This is a genomic window from Gordonia jinghuaiqii (genome assembly GCF_014041935.1).
GTDB lineage: Bacteria > Actinomycetota > Actinomycetes > Mycobacteriales > Mycobacteriaceae > Gordonia > Gordonia jinghuaiqii.
Window position 1 is genome coordinate 1,352,882 of sequence record NZ_CP059491.1, and the last position, 23,558, is coordinate 1,376,439.

Annotated in this window: 19 protein-coding genes and 1 pseudogene; 13 read left to right on the top strand and 7 right to left on the bottom strand. The window is 68.3% G+C overall.

Annotated elements, in window-relative coordinates; all coding sequences use genetic code 11:
* Positions 1-6 precede the first annotated feature (6 nt).
* Both H1R19_RS05980 and H1R19_RS05985 read left to right on the top strand, forming a co-directional pair.
* Positions 7-798 carry a DUF3027 domain-containing protein gene (locus H1R19_RS05980; protein ID WP_219850880.1) on the top strand — a complete coding sequence of 264 codons (792 nt, stop codon included), beginning with the start codon at positions 7-9 and terminating at the stop codon, positions 796-798.
* A 35-nt stretch (positions 799-833) separates the two neighbouring features.
* Positions 834-3,596, top strand: a complete 2,763-nt coding sequence (locus tag H1R19_RS05985; protein ID WP_219850881.1) for a sacsin N-terminal ATP-binding-like domain-containing protein — start codon at positions 834-836, stop codon at positions 3,594-3,596.
* Positions 3,597-4,021: 425 nt separating this feature from the next.
* Here the strand turns inward: H1R19_RS05985 and H1R19_RS05990 are convergent, their stop codons facing one another.
* On the bottom strand, positions 4,022-4,600 hold the full coding sequence (locus tag H1R19_RS05990) for a TetR/AcrR family transcriptional regulator (RefSeq protein WP_219850882.1): 579 nt from the start codon (positions 4,598-4,600) through the stop codon (positions 4,022-4,024).
* A gap of 95 nt (positions 4,601-4,695) precedes the next feature.
* Between H1R19_RS05990 and H1R19_RS05995 the strand changes: the two genes are divergently transcribed.
* The gene (locus tag H1R19_RS05995) at positions 4,696-5,835 is read left to right on the top strand and encodes an acyl-CoA dehydrogenase family protein (protein WP_219850884.1); all 1,140 of its coding nucleotides are present in this window, start codon (positions 4,696-4,698) and stop codon (positions 5,833-5,835) included.
* 39 nt (positions 5,836-5,874) lie between these two features.
* On the opposite strand, the gene H1R19_RS06000 is transcribed toward H1R19_RS05995, so the two are convergent.
* Positions 5,875-6,597, bottom strand: coding sequence for a hemerythrin domain-containing protein (locus tag H1R19_RS06000; protein ID WP_188331683.1), 723 nt, complete (start codon positions 6,595-6,597; stop codon positions 5,875-5,877).
* Positions 6,598-6,732: 135 nt separating this feature from the next.
* Here H1R19_RS06000 and H1R19_RS06005 point away from each other — a divergent pair, with 135 nt between their 5' ends.
* From H1R19_RS06005 to H1R19_RS06025, 5 genes and pseudogenes are all read left to right on the top strand, one after another.
* The gene (locus tag H1R19_RS06005; RefSeq protein ID WP_219850885.1) at positions 6,733-7,320 is read left to right on the top strand and encodes a phosphatase PAP2 family protein; all 588 of its coding nucleotides are present in this window, start codon (positions 6,733-6,735) and stop codon (positions 7,318-7,320) included.
* 79 nt (positions 7,321-7,399) lie between these two features.
* Positions 7,400-10,051 (top strand): outer membrane protein assembly factor BamB family protein, encoded by a 2,652-nt coding sequence (locus H1R19_RS06010; protein WP_219850887.1) that lies wholly within the window; start codon positions 7,400-7,402, stop codon positions 10,049-10,051.
* 86 nt (positions 10,052-10,137) lie between these two features.
* Complete coding sequence (locus tag H1R19_RS06015) at positions 10,138-11,388, top strand: acyl-CoA dehydrogenase family protein (RefSeq protein ID WP_188331686.1); 1,251 nt, start codon at positions 10,138-10,140, stop codon at positions 11,386-11,388.
* Positions 11,389-11,406: 18 nt separating this feature from the next.
* Positions 11,407-12,480, top strand: coding sequence for a phosphotransferase family protein (locus H1R19_RS06020; RefSeq protein WP_219850889.1), 1,074 nt, complete (start codon positions 11,407-11,409; stop codon positions 12,478-12,480).
* 60 nt (positions 12,481-12,540) lie between these two features.
* Positions 12,541-13,995 (top strand): annotated as a pseudogene (locus tag H1R19_RS06025) (APC family permease); the annotation flags it as partial.
* A 31-nt stretch (positions 13,996-14,026) separates the two neighbouring features.
* Here the strand turns inward: H1R19_RS06025 and H1R19_RS06030 are convergent.
* On the bottom strand, positions 14,027-14,275 hold the full coding sequence (locus H1R19_RS06030; RefSeq protein WP_188331688.1) for a DUF2530 domain-containing protein: 249 nt from the start codon (positions 14,273-14,275) through the stop codon (positions 14,027-14,029).
* A 180-nt stretch (positions 14,276-14,455) separates the two neighbouring features.
* Here H1R19_RS06030 and H1R19_RS06035 point away from each other — a divergent pair, with 180 nt between their 5' ends.
* Positions 14,456-15,880 carry an NCS2 family permease gene (locus H1R19_RS06035; protein WP_372632709.1) on the top strand — a complete coding sequence of 475 codons (1,425 nt, stop codon included), beginning with the start codon at positions 14,456-14,458 and terminating at the stop codon, positions 15,878-15,880.
* A gap of 107 nt (positions 15,881-15,987) precedes the next feature.
* Positions 15,988-16,452 (top strand): MarR family winged helix-turn-helix transcriptional regulator, encoded by a 465-nt coding sequence (locus H1R19_RS06040; RefSeq protein WP_219850893.1) that lies wholly within the window; start codon positions 15,988-15,990, stop codon positions 16,450-16,452.
* A gap of 4 nt (positions 16,453-16,456) precedes the next feature.
* Here the strand turns inward: H1R19_RS06040 and H1R19_RS06045 are convergent, their stop codons facing one another.
* The gene (locus tag H1R19_RS06045; RefSeq protein WP_244970958.1) at positions 16,457-17,683 is read right to left on the bottom strand and encodes a GNAT family N-acetyltransferase; all 1,227 of its coding nucleotides are present in this window, start codon (positions 17,681-17,683) and stop codon (positions 16,457-16,459) included.
* A gap of 177 nt (positions 17,684-17,860) precedes the next feature.
* Here H1R19_RS06045 and H1R19_RS06050 point away from each other — a divergent pair, with 177 nt between their 5' ends.
* Entirely contained in the window at positions 17,861-18,715 is an 855-nt protein-coding gene (locus tag H1R19_RS06050; protein WP_219850897.1) for a TrmH family RNA methyltransferase, read from the top strand.
* Positions 18,712-19,020 carry a DUF2537 domain-containing protein gene (locus H1R19_RS06055; protein WP_244970889.1) on the top strand — a complete coding sequence of 103 codons (309 nt, stop codon included), beginning with the start codon at positions 18,712-18,714 and terminating at the stop codon, positions 19,018-19,020. The genes H1R19_RS06050 and H1R19_RS06055 overlap by 4 nt, the downstream gene beginning before the upstream one ends.
* A 46-nt stretch (positions 19,021-19,066) precedes the next feature.
* Here the strand turns inward: H1R19_RS06055 and H1R19_RS06060 are convergent, their stop codons facing one another.
* The 3 genes from H1R19_RS06060 to serC all read right to left on the bottom strand — a co-directional run bounded on the left by H1R19_RS06060 (position 19,067) and on the right by serC (position 22,203).
* Positions 19,067-19,834: a DUF6928 family protein gene (locus H1R19_RS06060; RefSeq protein WP_219850899.1), complete on the bottom strand. Its 768-nt coding sequence runs from the start codon at positions 19,832-19,834 to the stop codon at positions 19,067-19,069.
* Complete coding sequence (gene sepH / locus H1R19_RS06065) at positions 19,835-20,821, bottom strand: septation protein SepH (RefSeq protein ID WP_219850900.1); 987 nt, start codon at positions 20,819-20,821, stop codon at positions 19,835-19,837.
* Positions 20,822-21,057: 236 nt separating this feature from the next.
* Entirely contained in the window at positions 21,058-22,203 is a 1,146-nt protein-coding gene (gene serC, locus H1R19_RS06070; protein ID WP_188331695.1) for a phosphoserine transaminase, read from the bottom strand.
* Positions 22,204-22,395: 192 nt separating this feature from the next.
* Between serC and H1R19_RS06075 the strand changes: the two genes are divergently transcribed.
* A complete protein-coding gene (locus H1R19_RS06075; RefSeq protein WP_244970890.1) occupies positions 22,396-23,502 on the top strand; it encodes an alpha/beta hydrolase in 1,107 nt (368 codons plus the stop codon).
* Positions 23,503-23,558 lie beyond the last annotated feature (56 nt).

The following is a 23,558-nucleotide window of genomic DNA, read 5'->3' on the forward strand; positions in this document are numbered from 1 at the left end:
GGAACGGTGACTCAGGTAAGTGACGGCGGACGGTTGTTGGAGGCCGTGGACATCGCACGTGCCGCGTTGCTCGACGAAGGTCAGCAGCCCGGCGCGCATCGGCGCAGCGTTGTCGAGGGTGAATGGGCGGTCGCACACTACTTCGATGCCGAGCTCGCGGGCTACCGCGGCTGGCAGTGGTGCGTCGTGCTGGCGGGCGCTCCGGGTACCGACGAGATCACCCTCAGCGAGGTGGTGCTGCTTCCCGGTGAGGGCTCGCTGCTCGCGCCGCCGTGGGTGCCGTGGGTCGAACGTGTCGTGTCCGGCGATCTCGCCCCGGGTGACCTGCTGGCCGCCGAACCCGACGACACCCGACTGGTGCCCAACCAGATCGACACCGGCGACGAGTTCCGCTTCGAGTCCGATTCCCCCGAGCCCGACGACATCGGCCAGATCGCCGGTGAGCTCGGCCTCGGACGTAAGCGGCTGCTGAGCCGCGAAGGCCGCGCCGACGCCGCGCAGCGCTGGTACGACGGCGACTTCGGACCCACCTCCGAGATGGCGCAGGCGGCCCCGTACTCCTGCTGCACATGCGGCTTCTATGTGCCGCTCGCCGGCGCCTTGCGAGCCGGGTTCGGTGCGTGTGCCAACGAGTACGCCGCCGACGGGCGGGTGGTCTCGGCCGAGTACGGCTGCGGTGCACACTCCGATGTGCAGCCCCCCAAGGGCGACGGATCGCCGGCCTACGACGCCTACGACGACGGTGCCGTCGAGGTCGTGTCGATCACTGCGCGGGACGCCGAACCGGCACGCTCCTGAACATTGCCGCACCCGGACGTCGAGACATCCCTGACGTGAACAGCGATCCGTTCGGTACGGCCGCGCTGAGGTCGTCGACCCTCGACGGGTGGGTGTCCTCGCCGACTCGTCTCGCCGAGGACGCGGCCGCCGAGGCCGACCTGGTGTCCGTCGGATACCGCGACCGGCTGCTCACCGAACTGGCTGCCAATGCGGCCGACGCCGCGTCGGCCGCCGGCGTCGACGGTCGTCTCGCCGTATGGGTGGACGGCTCCGAGTTGCACGTCGCCAACACCGGTGCGCCGCTCACCGCCCCGGGCCTACGATCGCTCGCCGCGTTGCGTGTCTCGGCCAAACCCGGCGGCGGCACCGGATCGGGCCAGATCGGCCGGTTCGGCGTCGGATTCACCGCCACCGCAACGGTTGCCGATCGGGTGGAGGTGCGGTCGCGAAGCGGATCGGTCCTGTTCGACCGGGACGCCGCGCTGGAGGCCGTCCGCAAGGCCGGACTCCCCGCGGATCGCTCCGATGTCCCGGTGCTGCGTCTGGTGTGGTCATCGGATGCGGTGCCCGCCGACGGATTCGACACCGAGGTGGTGTTGCATCTGCGTGAGTCGGCCGGTCCGCTGCTCGAGGCGATGCTGGCGCAGGCACCCGACCTTGTCGTGGAACTGGCTGCGCTCGGCCGCATCACCGTCGAAGGGGTCGAGGTGACCGCGACGCGGGTTGCGGGACCCGACGTCGACGATGTTCTGGCGAACTCGAGTGTTGTCACGGTTACCGTCGACGATGGCGAGTCGGTCTCCGTTCAGCGCTGGCTCGAGGTCGCGCGTGGCGGAACCCGGTGGCTTGTCGACGCCGATGGCGGACCCGTCCCCGACCATGACGTCTTGCGCGCGCCCACCCCCACCGACATCGGGTTGAGTCTGCCGTGCCGGTGCATCACCGACCTCGCTCTCACTCCCGATCGCCGGCATCTGCACCCGAAGGCCGAGATCCGCGACGCGGCAGCCGGTTACGTCGACCTGGTCCGATTGACCGGGCCGGTGCGCAGGTTGCAGCTCGTGCCCGAGCTCCATCTCGCGCGGAATCCCGACGACGCGCGTCTGATCGACGCCGTCCGTGAGCAGCTGCGCGACGCCGCGTGGCTGCCCGCCGCCGGCGGCGATGATCTGGTGCCGCCACGTGCGGTCGTACTTCTCGGGCTGACCGACCGGCTGGCGGAGATCCTCGGCGAGCTCTTCGGTGACCTTGTCCACCCCGACATCTCACTGGCGCAACACCTTCCGACGCTGGGGCGGCTCGGCGTCGAGGAGCTGGGCCTGGCTGCCCTGGCCGAGCGCCTCGTCGGTGTGCAACGAGAGCCGTCGTGGTGGCACGACCTGTATGACGCACTGGCGCCGTTGGTCTCGACCGCGCGCGAGGTCGAGGAGTTGGGCGCGTTGCCGATTCCGCGGTCGGACGGCCGGATGGCGATCGGGGTGCGCGGATTGTTCGTCAGCGACCGTGTCGCGACACCGATGCGGTGGATTCCCACCGTGCACGCCGACGCCCGCCACGAGTTGCTGGAACGTCTCGGGGTGCAAGACCTTTCGATCACCGAGGCGGTCGCCGATCCGGCGCTGCGGGTGCTGGTCGAGGACGCAGACCTCGATGCGGCCGACGACGGCGGACTCGCGGCCGAGGTGTGCGCGGTGCTGCGTGCCGATCCCGATGCGGCGGCGCCGTCGTGGCTCTCGGGTCTGGCGCTGCTCGACACCGACGGCGAGCTCCGTCCTGCCGACGAACTGCTGCTTCCCGACAGTCCGTTGCTGGCCGTGCTCGTCGAGGACCATCCGTTCGGAGTCGCCGACGAGAACGTCGTGTCCGAGTGCGGCGCCGAGGAATTGCGTCGGCTGGGCGTCGGCTGGGGATTCGTCACCGTCGACGACGATCTGCCCGTCGGGCCCGACCACGACCTCCCCGATGAGCAACAGTGGTGGCGTTCCCTCGCCGATGATCCCGAAAAGCTCACGGCGGTAAGGGACCTGGACCTCGTCGACGACCGGTGCTGGCCGGAGGCGCTGACGATGATGGCCACCGACGAGGACATCAGGCCGCTCCTGGCCGACCGTCGGGGTTACACCGCGTGGTGGTTGCGCCGTCACGCGGAGGTCGACGGTCTGCTGCTGGGTGAGTACCGGGCGCCGTCGGACGAGGTACTGGCGAACATCATCGATCCGCTGGACCATCCGCACGCCGACGAACTGGTCGGTGCGCTCGCCGGGCTGGAGCCGGACAGCGCCGACGACGCGGCGCTCCTGCTGACCAGGCTCGGCGATCCCGACCGCGAGATCAGCGCCGGGGCAGCGGTGTCCGTGCATGCTGCGGTGGTTGCCGCATGCCGGCGCGGCGTCATCGACCCCAGCGATGTCGAGGTGCCCGAGCGAGTGCGCACGCTGGCCGGAGGCGTCACCGATCGCGCGGTCGTCGTCGACCAGCCGTGGCTTCTGCAGGTGCTTGACGATGACGAGGCGGTGCTCGCCGGCATGACGGTGGTGCAGGCCGACGCCGAGCTGCTGGCCACCCTGCTCGATCTGCCGTTGGCCACCGAGGAGTACTCGGCCGTCGTACGAGACCAGGGCGACGCGGTGACCTGGGCGCACCCCGACGCGTTACGTTTCGGCGCGATGCGCGGGGTCGAGGTGCCGCGCGGTCAGGTGCGGTTGCACGATGAGCTCTGGATCACGGTGCGCGGCAGTGAGTCCGAGCGCGACGTGCGCGTCCGCTGGTGGGTCGAGGACGGCGTGACGCACCTCGAGAGACGTGCACACTCCTGAGTACCGCGGAAATGATGTCGCGTGCTACATCGATCCGGCGCAGCGACATCGGCCGAAGTCGCCAGGCTGAAGCGATATCGCACGCGACTTCAGTCGGGATCGAGTCTGCGAGCGGCGCAATCAGATTCGCTGGCCTGAGTGCGCAACCCCTTCTGGCTGAGGTTCGAGGAGCGATAGCGACGGGCCTCGAAGGGCCGGTGACACGGATCTCCGACGCAATCTTGGGTGCTCCGGCGCGAGATGTGCGTGACGGGGCTGGGGGTTCAGTGAAAATCTCGTCCCCGTGAGCACTGTTCGAGGGCAATCTGCCCTCGAACACTCCTGAGGAGGACGTGATTTTCGGCCGTGCAACGACATTCGTGACTGAGCGGTCGTTGGCGGTCGTCTGAGGAGGCGGCGACGCTCGGACTGGACGGCTACGGTATCTACCCCGCGTCGATGCCGGCCGTCAGGATCGACGCCAGCTGGCGGTAGGCTGCGGCGTCGTCCAGGCCGGTGGCGGCCCACACCTCGCGGCGCTGGATGCGACTCATCATCGACGCCGCGAGGTCGGCGGCGAAGGCGGCGTCGACGTTGCGGAACTCGCCCGCCGAGACCCCGTCGGCAATGAGTGTCTGAACCCGCCTCGACGCAGCTGCGGTGTTGAGTTCGTAGAGCGAACGCGTCGGACCGAAGGCGTCGAGATCCCGCATGAAGGCCTCCGACGCCGGTGACAGGGCTTCACCCACGGCGACCAGGTATTCGACGACTCGCTCACGAGGGCTCTCCGAGGCCGCCACGCGCGATTCCACCTGGGCGGTCGCGGCGCGGAAGAAGTGCGTCACGGTGGCCGTGACCAGCTGCTCCTTGCTGGCGGCGAGGGTGTAGAGGGTCGACTTGGAGCATCGGAGCCCGGCCGCGATGTCGGCGATCGACAGGTGGGCGAATCCCTCGCGCAGGAAGAGCTCGAGCAGGGCGTCGAACAGCGCGGCGCGCCGCCGGGTGGCGAAACCCTGGGGTGGCATGCGACTACCTCCTGCTCCGGCGGCTGTACGGACCGGTGCCGAAATAGTACTGTGCAGAGGACTCGAGTACTAGTGCTGTTACCTGGAGGTCTGAGATGCCGGTCGATCGCCTGCTACCCAACGACGAGGCGCGCGACCTGATCGCGCTGGTCCGCGACATCGCCGACAAGCGGATGGCGCCCATCGTCGACCAGCACGAGAAGGATCAGACCTACCCCGACGGGTTGTTCGCGGAACTCGGCGAGGCGGGCCTGCTCGGCCTGCCGTACCCGGCCGAATGGGATGGCGGCGGCCAGCCGTACGAGGTCTATCTCCAGGTGCTCGAAGAACTGGGTGCGCGGTGGGCCGCGGTCGCGGTGGCGGTGAGTGTGCACGGCCTCGCCTGCCATCCGCTGTTCAACTTCGGCACCGACGAGCAGAAGCAGCAGTGGCTGCCGGACTTGTTGAACGGCAAGCTGATCGGTGCGTACAGCCTCAGCGAGCCGCAGGCCGGTTCCGACGCCGCGGCGCTCACCTGCCGAGCGACACCGACGGACGGGGGTTACACGATCAACGGTTCCAAGGCGTGGATCACCCACGGCGGCATCGCCGACGTCTACAACGTCTTCACCCGGACGGGTGAGGGATCGAAGGGCGTGTCGTGCTTCTTCGTGGCCCGCGACACCGAGGGCCTGAGCTTCGGCAAACCCGAGGAGAAGATGGGCCTGCATGCGGTCCCGACGACCGGCGCCTCCTACGACGACGCGTTCGTCGAGGAGGGCCGCCGGCTCGGCGCAGAGGGTCAGGGACTGCAGATTGCGTTCTCCGCCCTGGACTCCGGCCGGCTGGGTATCGCCGCGGTCGCCACCGGACTGGCGCAGGCCGCGCTCGACGCCGCCGTCGACTACGCACAGGAACGAAGCGCGTTCGGCCGCAAGATCATCGATCACCAGGGCCTGTCCTTCGTCCTCGCCGACATGGCTGCCGCCGTCGACTCGGCACGGGCGACCTACCTCGACGCGGCGCGTCGTCGTGATGCGGGAATCGACTACACGCGGGCCGCCGCGACCGCGAAACTCATCGCCACCGATGCCGCGATGAAGGTGACCACCGACGCGGTGCAGGTGTTCGGCGGATACGGCTACACCCGCGACTTCCCGGTGGAGCGGTACATGCGCGAAGCCAAGATCACGCAGATCTTCGAGGGCACCAACCAGATCCAGCGACTGGTGATCGGACGCTCACTGGCCAGGTGACCATCCGGTCGCCGGGCCGGGCGAGTGGGTGACAGGGGATCAGCGCGGGTTGTAGTAGAAGGCGCGGCCGTCGAGACGGCGGAACCGCGGTCCGCCGAGCGTGAGCAACAGCCGCAGGATCGTCGGCATCCGTGTGAAGACCTCGTCGCGGTCAGCGCCGGTCAGGCCCTTGGTCATCAGCGGTCCCGAGCGGATGGTCTCGCGGAGACCGAGACTCTTGGCCATCTTCTCCTCGAACTCCTGCCAGTCCGCCATCGAGATCCGGCGCTGGACGATGGCGATGGCGTCGTTCTCCTCGTGAGCGAGGTGATCGCCGAGGACCGTCTGGGCGCGTCGGAGTGCCTCGGCCAGTCCCGCGCGGGCCTGGTCGTCGGCCCCGGCGGCCATCCGGGTGAAGCCGGCTTCGCACTCTTCGAGGAGCGGATCGATCTGGTCGTGCTCGGCTTCCATCGCCTGCAGGACGAGTTGTTCGGTGCTGTCGCAGCGTTCGAGCAGCAACGGCCAGAGTTCGAGGTCCTCGCCGCTGTGGTGGTGGTGCAGCGCGTGGGCGAACATCGTCCACCGCTGGGCGAGTGCGCGCCAGGTGCCGGCGTCGTCGACGGGTGTGACCGGCACGGACGCGGCGAAATCGGCGAGGTCACGGCGGAAGCCGTGATGCATGACGTACATCATGAACGGGTCGATGGGGCCCTGCGGTGCGGCGGCCTGGCCGGGCAGGCGTAACTGGATCGGGTTTGCGGTCGTGGTGGGTCGGGTCGTCATCGGGCGGTCCTCATCTGGGAAGGTTGGAGTGGTCGGGCTGTCGGTGACCACCTTCCGTTGCGACGCTTGCGGCGTACTTGAGGACGGCTTGGGGTGTGACCGGGCGCCCACGCCGAGGAAAGGGTCTGGGACGCAATGTTCATCTCTCCGACGACGATCGACCAGAACATCGTGAACTGGGTCGTGGAGAACCGTTCCGAACCGTGGATCTCGATCGCCAAAGTGGTCACACTGCTCGGCAACACGGTGACGCTGACCGTGCTGACCTGCGTCGTCGTGATCGCGCTGGCCGTCACCCGCCGTCGCGTCGATGCGGTGTTCCTCGGTGCGGGAGTGGCTGTCGGCTACGCGATCATGCAGACGCTCAAGTTCTCGTTCGCGCGCGATCGGCCACCCGTCGGAGACCGCCTGCTGAACATCGACACGTTCTCCTTCCCGTCGGGCCACGCGATGATGACGATGATCGTGTTCGGGCTGTGCGCGGTCTCGGCGTATCGGTGCTCTGCCTGGGTGCGCGCACATCGGTGGATCGTGGTGCTGGCGCCGCTGACGTCGATCCTGGTGGGCCTCACCCGAATTCAGCTGGCGGTGCACTGGACCACCGACGTGGTGGCGGGATGGTTGATCGGCGCGGTCTACGTGACGCTGTGTATCTGGTTGCTGCAGCGATACGAATCCCGCACGGGCGGCGAACCGCTCGCGCGCAGCGTCGACGTCCGGTGAGGTGCGACCCGCGGTGAGCAGCGGAAATCGTTCGCCCAGATGACAGTCAGTGAACGCCGGTCTGGGATTGACTGTAGGGATGTCGCATCCAGGGCCGCCCGCCGACGGTGACCCGACCCGGTCCACCAGCCCTGACGGCGACGAATCGCCGACCACGATCCAGCCCGCACGGCCGACAGTGGTGCCGGGGGTGTCGCTGAACAAGGGCGACGGTCCGGGGGACGCGGCGCAGCCGCTCGCGGGACCGTCGTCCGGGTCGAATCCGGATCCGTTCGCGGCGACCCACATCGGTGGCCCCGTATACAACCCGTATCCGGGCGGCCCGTGGCCGGCGAACGTCCAGCCGGGCGCGGGCGGACCGCCCCCGATGGGACCGTCCCCGATGGGGCCGCCTCCCGGCATGATGCCGCCTCCGGGCTACCCGATGCCCTATCCGCAAGGGTGGCAGCCGCCGCCTCCGCGCGGCTCCAACAAGACCGCCTACCTCATCGCCGGCATCGCGCTGGTGTGCGTACTCGCGCTCGTCGTCGGAGGGGTCGTGTGGTGGAAGGCGCAGTCCTCGGACGAACCAGACCTGGTGGCCGGTCAGCTCACCCGGTCGTATCCGACGGCGCCGAGTCCGGAGTGGTCGATCAGCGCGCAATCTATGGGCGGGGAAGCGTTCAACTCGGTGATTCCGTCCGAAGGCCGATACGGGACACCCGGCGCGATCGCCGACGGGGAGACGCTGGTGACGATCGTCGGAGGAACCTTCACGAGCGTCGGCGACGCGCACTGGGTGATGGGAGTCAACGCGAGAACCGGGGATCGCTGGAGGTTCGGTGATCGGGTGTCCAGCTGCGCGGACACGATTGTCGATCACGTTCTCGCATGCCGAAGCGACGACGAGGTCCACTTCATCGACACCCGTTCCGGTACAGCTGCGGCCAGCGTGACCATACCCACCAGTTCAGGTCCGGTCGCCTACGACGGCGAGGCCGCGTTCGTCAGCCAGTACGGTCCGGCGACGGACTCGATGACATTCCACAAGGTCACCCCCGAGGGGATCGCGTGGTCGCGAGCGGTCGAGGACTTACCGACTGCCGCGCCGGGTAGCGGTGACTCGTCGGCTTTCACCGCCGGCGCCGGCACGGTGGTGAGTGCGGGCTTGCTCGTCGTCGGGGTCTCCGCGGGCGATGGTCAGAGCATCGTGTCGAAGGCCGGGTCCAGCGAGATCGGTCGATTCCCCGATGGAACCCTCGTCCTCGAAACCGGCGTGTCCAACGGAATGTCGGTGACCGACCGGCAGGTTGTCGTGATCCGCTCCGACGGCACGCGGTCGGAGTTCGCCGGCGGCAACGCCATCGTCCCGACGGTGGCGACTTCGGCGCAGAGCCGACGAATGCTCCTGGACGGAAAGTACGTCGATTCCCGGGACGGGTCGTCGTCCTGGACCGCTCCGATCCCGGATGTCGATGTCTTCGGTTCACGCCTGGTCGTCGCCGACGACCGCGAAGTGGTCGTCTTCGACAGGTCGAACAGCACGTACCTTGCGCTGGACGCCCCGACCGGGCAACTCCGGTGGAAGGCGCCCGCCTCGCGCCACTCCGGCGTCACCGGTCACGGAGTCACTGATGGCGAACGATTGATCACCTCGACACCCGACGGAGGGATCGCCGCCCTGGACCTGGCGAGTGGATCGCCGGTCTGGGGGCTGCCGCCGAATGCGATCGGAAACGTCCCCACCGGTGGCAACACCGAGCCGGGATCGGCTCTGACGTTCGCCGTCGGCGACCGTCTGGTCACCGTATCGGGCACCACGATCACCGGGTTCGCGCCCACCGGCCCGGCGGCGATCGTCCCCGGAACCACCCGAGCCGCCGGCGCCGACAGCGACAGCGACGGCGGGGGACCGGAGTACGTGACGCCGTGCGGGGCGCCACCGGTGTTCACCCCGCAGTCGTTCCGCACCTCCGCGGGCGGTCTCGGCGTGACGATGAAGGTCACCGCGAACTGCCCCGGCGGCGACGTCCTGTACGGCCCGCGGACACGCATCACCATCTCCGACGGCGGTGGCCTCGTCGCCTCGGGCAACTTCGACTTCCAGCAGGCGCCGGTGGCCGTTCCCTCCCTCGCCGACGCCGGGAAGTCGCTCACCCTGGAGCTGACGTATCCGCCCGGAACGTTCTTCCGGTTGCCGGACACGCTGAACGCGCAGACGAGTGGGTCGTCAGCGGAGAGGTACCTCGTCGAATGTGACAAGGGGCCGAGCGCCGCTGCCGCACCGCAACTCACGATCCCCGACGCGGGGGTCTCGGCGTCGTCGACCGCCACCGGACCGTCGCTCCCGGCCGGTGCCGATGTGACCGCGAGCAGCGTCAGCGCGCTGCGGTTGCAGGCGGACTCCGACCGTGCGTTCATCGCGGCGAACCTGAACAACCGCTGGGTCGCACAGCTCAGCTCCAAGAGGCCCGGACTCGTCGCGGAGGGACGGACATGGGACGACCAGGCGATCCTGGACGAGTTCCTCGCACTTCGTCTGCGCTTCAACGACGTTCGGCTCCTCTGGAGTGACGAGTGGCCGGTGTTCTCGTACAAGGGATGGTGGGTGACGGTCGCCGCGGCGACGTTCCCGGGGCCGGAGGAGGCCAACAACTGGTGTCGCAGCCAGGGTTTCGGCCCCGACAACTGCTTCGCGAAGCTGGTGAGCACGACGGCCGGCCCGGACCGGACGACTCTCTACTGGAAGTAGCCGCCTGACCACCCGCTGGCGGCGCGTCGGCGCGCCGGTTGCGCGGAACGATCGCGTGGGATCGGTGGCCCGCGCTACGGTCGGGTATGGATTTCTCACCGTCGCCGCGGTCGGCCGAGCTGACCGAACGGGTACGCAACTTCGTGACCAGCGAGATCGATCCCGTCGAACCCGAGATCCACCAGGACATCAAAAGTCGGCGCGAGAGCGACGGCAACCCGTGGACACCGTCTCCGCTCATCGCCGAGCTCCAGGCCAAGGCCCGGTCGCAGGGCCTGTGGAATCTGTTCCTGCCCGCCGAACACGCGGGACGCTACGCCGCGGATTTCGGTACCGACGGCGGTACCGGCCTCACCAACATCGAGTACGCGCCGCTCGCCGAGGCGATGGGCTCGTCGGGCCTGGCCCCGGTCATCTTCAACTGCAGCGCCCCCGACACCGGCAACATGGAAGTGCTGCTCCGCTACGGCAGCGAGGAGCAGCGCAAGCAGTGGCTCGAGCCGCTGCTGACCGCCGAGATCCGCAGCGCGTTCTGCATGACCGAACCGGCCGTCGCGTCCTCGGACGCCACCAACATGGCCGCCACCGCCGTCCTCGACGGTGACGACGTGGTCATCAACGGCACCAAGTGGTTCTCCACGGGAGTCGGCCACCCCGACTGCAAGGTCCTGATCTTCATGGGTGTGACCGACCCCGAGGCGGACCGGAAATCGCGCCACACCATGGTGCTCATCCCGATCGACGCACCCGGTGTCACGGTCGACCGAATGCTCACCACCATGGGCTATTTCGACGAACCGTTCGGTCACGGTGAGGTCAGCTTCCACGATGTGCGGGTCCCCGCGTCGAACATCCTGCTCGGTCCGGGCCGCGCCTTCGAGATCGCGCAGGGCCGCCTCGGACCCGGACGCGTGCACCACTGCATGCGCGCGATAGGTCTGGCCGAGAGGGCGCTGGAACTCGGTGTCCGCCGGTCACTTTCGCGGGAGGCCTTCGGCAAGCAGCTGGCCCGGCTGGGCGGGAACAGTGAGCGCATCGCCGATGCCCGCATCGCCATCAACCGCTCGCGTCTCCTCGTCCATCACGCCGCCTGGCTCCTCGACCAGGGGATGTCACGGGAGGCGTTGTCGGCGGTCAGCGAGATCAAGGTCGAGGTACCGAACATGGCGCTCGCCGTCATCGACCTCGCCATCCAATTGCACGGCGGCGCAGGACTCACCGACGACTTCCCCCTCGCGCAGGCGTGGGTGGGCGCACGTTCGCTGCGCTTGGCCGACGGCCCGGATGAGGTGCACCGCAACGTGGTTGCCCGCATCGAGCTCGGCAAGTACCGCTGAGAAGGGGAGGATCGGGCAATGGCTGACGAGGTCAGCGGGGCAGGCGACGTCCGTGCCGAAGACGCATTCGACGTCGAGAAGATGGCGACGTGGCTTGCCGCCAACGCAGCGGATCCCACCGGCCTCGACTCTCTACCCGAGGTACGTCAATTCGGCGGTGGCGCATCCAATCTCACGTATCTCCTGCGGTATCCGACCCGAGATCTGATCCTGCGTCGGGCACCGAAGGGCACCAAGGCGCGCGGCGCCCACGACATGGCACGCGAGTACCGAATCCAGTCCGCACTCGCCGGCGCCATCCGTTACATCGCGCCGATGGTGGCCTTCTGCGACGACCCGTCGGTCCTGGGCGCGGACTTCTACGTGATGGGGCGCATCGACGGCGTCATCCCGCGAACCGAATGGCCCGCCGACGTCCCGCTCGACGCCGACCAGGCACGTCGGTTGTGTCTGAACTTCATCGACACCCTCGTCGAGGTGCATTCGGTGGACCCGGACAAGACCGGACTCGCCGATCTCGGCAAGGGCCGCGGTTATGTGCGCCGTCAGGTCGAGGGCTGGGGTGCGCGGTTCCGCAACGCGCACACCGACGATGTGCCCGACTTCGAACCGGTGATGGCGTGGCTCGCCGAGAACCAGCCCGAGGACGTCGCGAACTGCGTCATCCACAACGACTTCAAACTCGACAACGTCGTCCTCGACAAGGACGATCCGACCGAGGTCATCGGCATCCTGGACTGGGAGATGGCCACCCTCGGTGACCCGCTCATGGACGTCGCGGGTTCGATGGCCTACTGGATCCAGGCCGACGACCCGGAGGCCATCCAGCTCATGCGTCGGGTCCCGACGCACCTGCCCGGCATGATCACTCGCGCCGAGTTCGTCGAAAGATACTGCGAGCGAATGGGATTCGAGATGACCCCGGAGCGCTGGCGCTGGTACGAGATGTTCGGCCTCTTTCGGGCCGGAGTGATCGCGCAACAGATCTACTACCGCTTTTATCACGGACAGACCACCAACAAGGCGTTCGAGCGGTTAGGTTTCGCAGTGGGGATTCTCGCGCAACGGTTGGACGAGCTCCTGGCCGAGTGATCAGCCTGTCCCACTGATCTCGCCACCGCGCCCGATCCGGGGACCAAGGGGGGTCCGACGATGGCCGAAGACGTGGTGGCGACGCCTACCGGCGCCGACGACGATTTCCGGGGCAGCGGGTACGTGCCGGAACTCCGCAGAACGCTGGGCGGCTTCGCGGTGTTCGCGATCTCGTTCGCCTTCATCTCGGTGGCCGTCGGGGTGTTCGCCACCTATGACAACGTCCTCACCACCGCAGGGCCGGTGGGGATCTGGCTCTGGGTGATCGCCGCCGTCGGCCAGACCCTGATCGCCCTGGTGGTGGCCCAGTTCGCCGCCCGTATCGCCCTGAGCGGTTCGTCGTACCAGTGGGCGTCGAGGCTGGCGAACCCGAAGGTCGGCTGGTTCTTCGGCTGGCTGAGCTTCTGGTATCTGGCGATCGCGGTGGTCGCCATGGACAACGCACTTGCCGGCCAGGCCCTGATGCCGCTGCTGGGTATGGCCGAGAACGAGGACACCGCACGCGTACTGACGGTGGTCATCCTCATCGCCCAGGCGATCCTGGTCATCGCCTCGACCCGCCTGTTGGGGCTGTTCACCTCCGGCGCGGTGGCCGTCGAGCTGGCCATCGTCGCGGTCCTGGTGGTCGCACTGGCCGCGGTGATGATCTTCAGCGGTAGCGGTGATCTCGGCAATCTGACCTCCCGGGGTGTCGCCGAGGGCTCCCGCGACTACTGGGCCATCGGCGGCGGGGTCATGGCCGCGATGGTCATGGGGCTCACCACCCTGGTCGGCTTCGACTCGGCGGCCAATCTCGCGGAGGAGGCCAAGAATCCGTTCCGCAGCGTGCCACGCGCGATCGTCGGTTCCGTCGTGGCCGCCGCGGTGGTGGGACTGATCTTCTTGATCGTGCTCACCGTGGCGATCGAGGACATCGCCGCGGTGAGCAGCGGGGGCTCCCCGGTCGCGGCGATCATCCGGGATCAACTGGGACCGCTCGCCGAGCGAGTTCTCCTGGTGTGCATCGCATTCGCGATGTTCGGCGCCGGCATGGTGGTGATGGCCGCGTGCTCTAGGCAGGTCTTCGCGATGGCCCGTGACGAACGGTTTCCGGCTCACCGGCTGATGCGCCGGGTCAATCCGCGGACACAGACCCCGGTCCCGGCGACCCTGCTCATCCTGACGGTAGGGGTGGTGCTCATGGTGGTCCTGCCCGGCGACGCACTGATCGAGCTGATCATCGCCTCGACCATCCTGCCGGTGCTCATCTACGGCGGGATCGTCGTGCTCTATCTCGTGGTCCGGCAGCGTCTGGAGCGCAAGGAGGGCGGGTTCAGTCTCGGGCGCTTCGAGCTGCCGGTCGCGGTCGCCGCACTGATCTGGGTGGGTGTCGCACTGTTCGTCCTCGTCACGCCCGGTGACGCCACCGTGCCCACGCTGATCGTGCTCGGACTGATCCTGGCCGGCGGCGTCTACTTCGCGTCGATGTGGCTGCGGCGTCGCGAAGTCCTCGACCACGAGCCCGGCGTCGACGACTTCGCGCAGTCGCCCGGTGAACCGGGTCAGGTCAGTCCAGACCCTCCTGCGCCCCGCGGTCGCCGCGTCGGACCCCGGCGCGCTGAACCAGCACGATCGTCGTCCCCAGCAGGCCGACCGCCAGCCCGACCAGACAGACCTGAAATGCCCGGTCACCACCCAGATCGGTGACGCCGACGAGCACCGTGGCGACTGCCCACGCGACCATCCCGAACGCGATCACCGGTTCGGGGGCGCGCAGCGCGCGGGGGAGTTCGGGGACGTCGAGTGTGACCGGCATGCATCAGAGGGTAGCTTTCTGCACGTGCCCAACGACGTTCCGCGTGAGCCCGAGGACCTGAAGCCGTCCGACGCCCGCACCGACACCTCGCCGGCAGAGACTGCTCCGGCCCACACCTCGAAGGTCGACACCTCGAAGGTCGACACCTCGAAGTCGGTCTCCGCCGCCCCCCGGGGCCGGGTGGACCGGTTCTTCAAGATCTCCGAGCGGGGTTCGACGCTGAACCGCGAGTTCCGCGGCGGCCTGGTCACCTTCTTCACGATGGCCTACATCGTGGTGCTCAACCCGATCATCATCGGCGGTATCCCCGGGGGCGACAAGAACACCGACGTCCTCGGCAACGTGTTGCCGCTGGCGCAGGTCGCGGCGGTCACCGCGCTGGTCGCAGGCGTGATGTCGATCCTGTTCGGCCTGGTCGCCAACTATCCGTTCGCGATCGCCGCGGGCCTCGGCATCAACAGCCTGCTGGCGGTGTCGATCGCGCCGGAGGTGACCTGGCCCGAGGCGATGGGCCTGGTCGTGGTCGACGGCATCATCATCGTGCTGCTGGCGATCACCGGCTTCCGGACCGCGGTGTTCAACGCGGTGCCCGCCGAACTCAAGGCCGCGATCGCGGCCGGCATCGGACTGTTCATCGCGTTCATCGGCTTCGTCGACGCAGGCTTCGTCAAGCGCATCCCCGATGCCGCAGGCACCACGGTCCCGGTCCAGTTGGGCATCGACAACTCGATCTCCACGATTCCCACCCTGATCTTCGCCGTCGGTGTGCTGCTGATGGGCGTGCTGGTGGTCCGGAAGGTGCCCGGCGGGCTGCTGATCGGCATCGCGATCACCACCGTGCTGTCCATCGTGCTCGAGCGGATCTTCGACTACGGCTCGAGCATGGACGACCCCTCGGGTTGGGGTCTCACGGTGCCCGACATCCCCAGTGCGCTCGGCGGGCTGCCCGATCTGAGCCTCGTCGGCGAGGTCGACCTCTTCGGTGCCTTCACCCGGATCGGTGTGCTGGCGGCGTCGGTGCTGGTCTTCGCGCTGGTGCTGTCGAACTTCTTCGACGCCATGGGCACGATGACCGGTCTCGGCAAGGAGGCCGCGCTCGCCGACGAGAAGGGCAACCTGCCCGGTATCGGACGCGCGCTGGTGGTCGAGGGGACCGGCGCCATCGCCGGCGGCGTCGGCTCGGCGTCGTCGAACACCGTCTTCGTCGAATCGGCGTCCGGTATCGCCGAAGGTGCGCGCACCGGCCTGGCCAACGTCGTGACCGGCGTGCTGTTCCTGATCGCGATGTTCCTGACGCCGATCTACGAGGTCATCCCGCTCGAGGCCGTCGCGCCGGCGCTGGTGGTGGTGGGTGCCATGATGATCGGACAGCTCAGGGCGGTCGATCTCACCCGCTTCGAGTACGCGCTGCCTGCGTTCTTGACCGTCGTGTCGATGCCGTTCACGTACTCGATCGCCAACGGCATCGGCATCGGGTTCATCAGCTGGGTGATCATGGCGTCCGCGGCGGGCAAGGCGCGAACGGTGCATCCGCTCCTGTGGCTGGTGGCGGCCATCTTCGTCGCCTACTTCGCGCGCGGACCCATCTCCGACCTCATCGGTTAACGACTGTGGTCCTTTTATGCGACAATTGTCCGGATTTTTGTCATCCGCATGAGTCAATTTGCTTTGCTTAGGGTAATAGGCTGGTTTTGCTGCCCTACCCTTGTTGGATGCATTCACCATCAGGTGACGGAACTCTGTCCGGCGATCTGTCTCTCGCCGTTGTTCGCCTCGCGCGGCGCCTGAGGGGCCGACGAGAGAACAAACTGGTTTCCCTCACCCAACTGTCAGCACTGAACACGTTGCACCACGAGGGGCCGATGACGCCCGGTGCGCTCGCCGCTGCCGAGCGGGTGCGTCCACCGTCGATGACCCGCGTGATCGCCTCACTGTCCGACCTGGGGATGATCAAACGCGAACCTCATCCGACGGATGGTCGCCAGGCGATCGTGACGCTGTCGGCCGAGGGCGTCGACGTCGTCGCCGACGAACTGGCGGCGCGCAAGGCATGGCTCAGCGATCGCCTGGCCGAGCTGTCCGCCGACGAGCGCGACGTCCTGCGAGAGGCGGTGCTCATCGTCAACAGGATTCTCGGGCAGGCCGACACCGACCTAGCCAGGTCGAAAGTCGTCTGACGTTCTAGAAGAACGTGCCGGAGAACGGTGCACGATCGGTCAGGAACGCGTGGTCAAGCGCTCGAAGCGTCGTCGGGGAGTCGACGCGGAGCCGCCCGGCAGCCGCGAATCGTGACGGAGCGACACCGCCGAGGTAGATGCTCGACAGTACCGAGGTGTCCAGAGACACCGTCGGCGTTGTGTTTTCGGCCGCGGGAGCGACGATGGCGCCGCCCTCGCGGACCGAGATGTCGAAAACCCCTCCGTGGCCGCGGAACTCGTCGGTGACCTCGATCACCGCATCGAGGTCTGCGCCGTACTGCCGGCTGCCGAGGGCCGCCGGGACGTCGAGAATCCGCAGCCACATGGTGTCCGACGTCCCGGTCACCGGCGCCGACCGCGGATCGACGAGCTTCTGCGGGAGCGGGTCGTCGATGGGAATGCTCGCGGTGAGTGCCGGGATCAGGTCGAGGTTGATCAGCACACGCCACAGGTCGGTGTGGGCGTCGTCGGTGACGGCGAAGACCTCGTTGATCTCGCCGCGCACCGCGCCCGTGGTGTCCTTGTGGATGCGGTAGCTCGCGTAGCCGTCGGCGTGGAGCAGGTAGTGCAGTCCACTCGCCGAGAGCGGGCGTTCGGACCTCCGGTCGGCCAGGATGGGCTTCCACCACGCGGGTGTACGCGTGAGCGCACCCGGTGTGGTCAGCGTCCAGCGGGCGTGGAGATCGGGGATCGCCTCCGCGACCGCGTCGGCGTCGGCGTAGCGCACGGTCGCACCCTCGGGTTGCGCCTGCCGCATCGCCGCCTGACCCGACGTGATCGAGATGTCGTTCGCGAAGCACGCGGGACCGAAACCGAAGCGCTCGTAGATCGTGCCCTCGCTGGCGGTGAGGATCGCGAACGTGTAGTCCTCGGACTCCCACTGCTCGAAGAGCGTGGTGAGCATCCGACGCAGGATGCCGCGTCGACGATGCGTCGAGGCCACCGACACCCACGACAGCCCGGCCGCGTCGGCGACGCCCGTCCCGGGCAGCGACATCGACATCCGGTAGAACATCGACACCCCCACCAGGGGATGGCCGTCCAGGCCGGTGTCGCGCACGAGTACGACGTCGTCGTCGGCGACCTTGCCGCGAAGGTCGACGCGCTCGTCGTCGGGCAGCGGGTTGCGCATGGCAAAGGCACGGGCGTCGGTGTTGATGATGTCGTCCCAGTCGGCATCGGTCGCGCGCGACAGGGACAGACGTGACATCGGAGTGGAGACACTGACACTGGTCACGGCTTCCACCGTTTCACACCGGTGGGGTCCGAGCATCTCTCGGGTGTCCGATCGGCCTACCGGATTCCGTCGCCCGAGGCGCTTTGGCGCGTCCGCGGGCCGCCCGACCCGGGCAGGTACGCCGAGTGAGGTGGGTGGCAGACTGTTGCGGTGCCCGGGCTCGCAGTGGACGTGATCGACATCGACGAGCCGGCGGATCCGCGGGTCGACGACTTCCGCGACCTCAACTCGGTCGACCGCAGGCCCGACCTCCCCGTGCTGCCCGGCGGCAGGCCCGGCCGCGGACTGGTCATCGCCGAAGGCGTGCTGGTCGCGCAACGCATGATCGCCTCCCGATTTCCCACACACGCGTTCCTCGGTGTCGCCAAGCGGCTCGACGAACTCGCCGCCGATCTGGCTGATCCGTCGTTGGCCGGCGTCCCGTTCTTCCGCACCTCCGCCGAGGTGATGGCGGAGATCGTCGGCTTCCACCTCAACCGCGGTGTGCTCGCCGTGTCGCGCCGGCCGGCGACGCTGTCGGTGCCCGAGGTGCTCGAGAACGCGCGGACCGTCGCGATCCTCGAAGGGGTCAACGACCACGAGAACATCGGCTCGGTCTTCCGCAATGCCGCGGGTCTCGGCGTCGACGCGGTGCTCTTCGGCCAGGGCTGCGCCGACCCGCTGTACCGACGCTGCGTCCGCGTCTCGATGGGGCACGCCCTGCTGGTGCCGTTCGCCAGGTTCGACGAGTGGCCGCGCGGACTGGACGTCGTGCGCGCCGAGGGTTTCCGCCTGGTCTCGATGACCCCCGATCCCGATGCCGTTCCGCTCGCCGAGGCGGTCGACGCGGAGAAGGTCGGATTCCTCGTCGGCGCCGAGGGGCCGGGGCTCACCGCCTCGGCGATGGCGTCGACCGACGTCAAGGCGCGGATCCCGATGAGCCGGGGCACCGACTCGCTCAACGTCGCGACCGCGGCGGCCGTCGCGTTCTATGAACGCGTGCGGTCGGGCACGATGGGGGAGTGACCGCCCCAGAACCGCTGCGCGACGAGCCCGCCGGGACCGAACCCACTCCGTGGGCACTCGGAATCATCGTCACCGCGGTGTGTGCTCTGTTCGCCGCTTTCGTACTGGTCGGCGTGTACTTCCTGATCGGCGGAATCCTACGTTTCCTGGGAATCGCCGCGGTGGTCGTCGTCGCCGGGGGCCTCGGCTGGACCCTCTGGGAGTTCCGCGCCCGGCCCGTCTGGCGCTGGGTCGTGTGGGGCCTGCTGATCGGATTCCTCGCCGGCATCGCGTCGTCGACCGCGTTGCTGGTGATGGGACGCTGAGGCCGCCTGCACCCTGAGGTGCCCGCGGAGCGAGCCACGAAAAGCGTCAGAACCCGAAGTACTCCCGGATACGACCGCGCTTACGAACAGTGACCTCGGGCGGCGCGTCTCGTCGCCCGGTGCGGGCCGCGGTGGCCGCGCGATAGTTCTGGAAGTCGGCTGCGGTCGGCTCGTACTCGGCCGGGCGGATGGAGAAGCAGGTGATGGTGATCCGTGCCGGATCGAGGTCCGACGGCGCCAACGGATGGGTGTAGCGGAATCCGAGCCAGCTGCGGTTGGCCTCCTCGGCCAGCTGCGCCGGGTGGAACGGAAGGGACATCGGTTCGGTCGGGACGCCCTCGGCGTGGTTCAGCGGGAATTCACCGCCCCAGAACGGCTTCTCGAACGTGAACGGCAGGCCGTGGTCCTCGTGGATGGTCACGGGGTCGGCGGCGAACGAGCGCCGAAGGGTGCCCGCCTCCCAGCGGGCGAAGACGCCCAGCGAGGTGTCCGGCTCGGTGTACAGCAGAGTCGTGGTGGCACTCGGACGTATCGACGACAGCGTCCTGGTCAGCGTCGACGGCCTGGCGGTCTCGAACAGTGAGCAGGACACGACGGCCAGCGGACCGTAGAACCCCGCGTAGACGTGGTTGTCACGGGCGGCTGCAGCGGTCGCGAGATCGGTGTCGACCATCGGGACCAGAACACTGTCGCCGTAGATGGTTGATGCCACCTGCTGGGCGTGTTGGGAGTCGTTGTGCGGCCCGGATCGGAGGACCGCTGCCGGGTCGTCGGTGTCGATGAACCACACGGTGGCCGCGCGCGCCGAGGGCACTCAGGTGTTCCCGTTGCTACGTACGCCGAGCAGGACATCCTCCCAGGCGGGGACCGTGGGCTTGCGGGTCTTCTTCCGACGCGGCCGGTCGGCACCCGCGGATTGTTCGGTGGGCGCCGCGGCGGGTTTCTTCGCCCCGGAATCGGCGTTGTCCCCGCCGGCCTCGGGAGCCGGCGTCGGTGCCACCGCGGACCCACCCGGCAGTTCCGCCGGCTGCTCCTCGTCGTCGAACCCGAAGTCGAGGGGCACGGCCCCGTCGTCGTCCGGGCGACGATCGTGACGCGCGCGCTGGGCGCCGATGAGCGTGTTCGCGTCCATCGTCACCTCTTCGAGTCCGTCCGAGGTGGTGTCCACGGCGACGGCGACCTCGGGCGCGGCGACGGGGGTGAGCCGACGGCGCGGCGCGATCGTCTCGGGGTGGGTCAGTTCGTCGGCGAGGTCGTCGAGGGGGTCGACGCTGCCACCGTGCGAGCCGGGCTGGTATCGCCAGTGCGCGAGGTTGTCGGTGCGGCCGACGCTCCACGCCACCTGCACCACCCAATATCCGTCGTCGCCCTTCCAGGCATCCCAGTCGGCGTCGTTCGGATTGTGCCCGTAAGCGATCAGGCCCTCGTTCACCGACTCGACCAGTGTCGCGACCGCCGGTCCGTCGTGCCGGATCGGGTGGGCCGCACCGGCGAGTTCGGCGGCGCGGGTGCGCTCGAGCAGTACCGGGTGGGCGAAGCGTTCGATCTTGTCCATGCCGACACCGGCTGCGGCGGCCACCTCGGCGACCGTCGCACCGGCACGGATACGTGCCTGGATCTCACGTGGCCTCAATGTGCTTTCCATCTCGATCTCGATCTGTCCCAGTCGTGAGATGTCGCCGCGGGTCGCGGCGCGTAGGCGTTCGTCGGAGGCGATCCGGAATTTCTCACCCGACTGAGGGTCCTGGCAGACGAGGTGGGAACCATCGGTTTCCACTCCGACGACGCGGAGCTCACGCATCTGCTCCTCCTCCGGTGGGTGCACGCATTGGGGTCACATTAACTCACCGATCTGCCGATTCACGGTGGGACACGCGGCAAAACCGCAGTTCAGCACGCGTGGGGCCCGTGCGACACCAGCGAAGGGTGCGTCGGATGTGGTCTGTGTCAACCAGGCTACCCGGTTGTCGGAACGCCACCGGCGCGCCGCAGCAAGGAGCGCGACGCGCCGGTGGACGCCGATGTTCGACGCCGGATCTACAGACGCTCGACGATGTGGTCGATGCACTGTGTCAGCTTGGTGACGTCCTCGGGCTCGATGGCCGGGAACATGCCGACACGAAGCTGGTTGCGGCCCAGCTTGCGGTACGGCTCGGTGTCGACAACGCCGTTGGCGCGCAGGATCTTCGCGACCGCCGCAGCGTCGATGTCGTCGTTGAAGTCGATGGTGCCGACCACCTGGCTGCGGTGGGCGGGATCGGCGACGAACGGGGTGGCGAACGAGCTGGCCTCGGCCCACTGGTACAGCCGTGAGCTGGAGTCCGCGGTGCGCGAGACGCACCAGTCCAGGCCGCCGTTGGTGTTCATCCACTCGATCTGGTTGGCGAACAGCAGCAGCGATGCGACTGCCGGGGTGTTGTAGGTCTGGTTCTTGGAGCTGTTGTCGACGGCGGTCGGCAGTGACAGGAACTCCGGGCACCAGCGGTCGGTCGCGGCGATCTCGGCGACGCGGGCGAGTGCGCGCGGGCTCATCAGTGCGACCCACAGGCCACCGTCGGACGCGAAGCACTTCTGCGGCGCGAAGTAGTAGACGTCGGCGTCGGCGATGTTCACCGGCAGGCCGCCTGCCGCGGAGGTGGCGTCGATGGCGACGAGAGCGTCGTCGGAACCGGCGGGCCGCACGACCGGTACCGCGACACCGGTCGAGGTCTCGTTGTGCGCCCAGCCGATGAGGTCGACGCCGCCGAAGTCGTCGGCGGTCAGCGCGGCCGGGTCGGGAGCGGTGCCGGGGTCGGTGGAGATGACCGCCGGGTTGTCCAGGAACGGCGCCTTCTTGGCGACGGTCGCGAACTTCGACGAGAACTCACCGTAGGTGAGGTGCAGCGAACGCTGCTTGATCAGGCCGAACGCGGCGGCATCCCAGAACGCGGTGGTCCCGCCGTTGGAGAGGACCACCTCATAGCCCTCGGGTAGCGAGAACAGTTCGCCGAGGCCCTCCCGGATCGAACCCACCACGTTCTTGACCGGGGCCTGGCGGTGGCTGGTGCCGAACACCGACGCGCCGGTGTCGACGAGGGACTGCAGCTGTTCGGGGCGAACCTTCGACGGCCCGCAGCCGAAGCGGCCGTCCGACGGAAGCAGGTCGGCGGGCAGGGTGATCGGTGCAGTCGCGGCTTCGCTCATGTCCTCGATTCTAGGGTTGTGGCCTCCGACACCTCGGGGCCGCCTCGGGTTGGCGTCGATTCGGGCGATCGGCGGCGGGCCGCTGCCCCGTGCCGTGCGACGGAATCGGCGACTATGTAAAGTCACCGACGCGGTCGGGAACTCGCACTGAGATCTCCCTCACTCTGGTCGAAGTTCTGTGGAGGTCTGGTCATGGCATGTGCTCCCGGCTGGTCGGCGCGTCGTCGCGTCGTGGCGATGGGCGTGGCGGTGATCTGCGCGCTGTCTGCGGGGATGATCGGGGCAGGGCCCGGCCACGCGGCAGCTCCCGGCGAACTGCGATCGGATGCGGGATGCGAATGGCGCACGCCCGAAGAGCGTGCCCAGCGCCTCCAGACGTGCACCTTCGAATCGGAGTCCTTGGGGCGCAAGGCGACCGTGCAGGTCCGTGCGTCGGACAAGAAGCCCGGCCAGACCGAGCGCGGCATCTACTTCCTCGACGGGCTCGGGTCCAACCCCGACTTCAGCACGTGGACGCTGCCCGAGGCGGGTACCACCGCCGCCTACAGCTCCGGCTACACCCTGGTGCTTCCGGCCGGAGGTGCCGGCGAGTGGATGACCGACTGGAAGAAGGCCCCGACCGGCAAATCCGTGGCGCCGCAATGGAGCCGGTTCATCGGTAAGGAATTGCCGGCTTACCTGAAGCGCAACTTCGGGGTGGATCCCACGAAGAATGCGATTGTCGGAGTGTCGATGTCGGCGGGACCCGCGGTGATTCTCGCGCTCGACCACCCCGAGGTGTTCAAGGTCGCACGCTCCTATTCGGGGTATTACCCGACGGACAATCCGGTGGGATGGCTGGCGATTCCGGCCATTCAGAAGGAACGCGCCGACATCGAGAACGGCCGGACCGCCATGTGGGGCGACCCCGAGGCTCCGGGCAATGCGTGGGCGCACCACGACGTGATGTCGCGGATCGGTGAGGTCAAAGAGACCAAGCAGAAGATCATCGTGTCCACCGGGAACGGCATCCCCACCAACCATGAACTGCGCGAGGCGAACAAAGTCCTCGAGAAGGAACTCGCCGCCGATCCGAACGCGGGGCCCGCGCTCCTGCAGAAGGCGGCGACCGCACTCGCACTCGGAGTCGTGCTCGAGTCCGGTGCCCTGGTGTCGACGGGCGCTCTGCAGGCGACGGCGGCACAGCTCGGCCTGCCCATCTCCTTCGGTTACCGCAACGGCGGCCACAACTGGTTTGCGTGGGCGGCAGACGCCTCGGACGACGCGCGCGTGGTCGAGCGGGCGCTCGAGGCGAGCTAGGCACTCTGTCCCGACGCGGCGTCGGCGAAGACTGAGGACCGTGGTCCCTGTCGCCG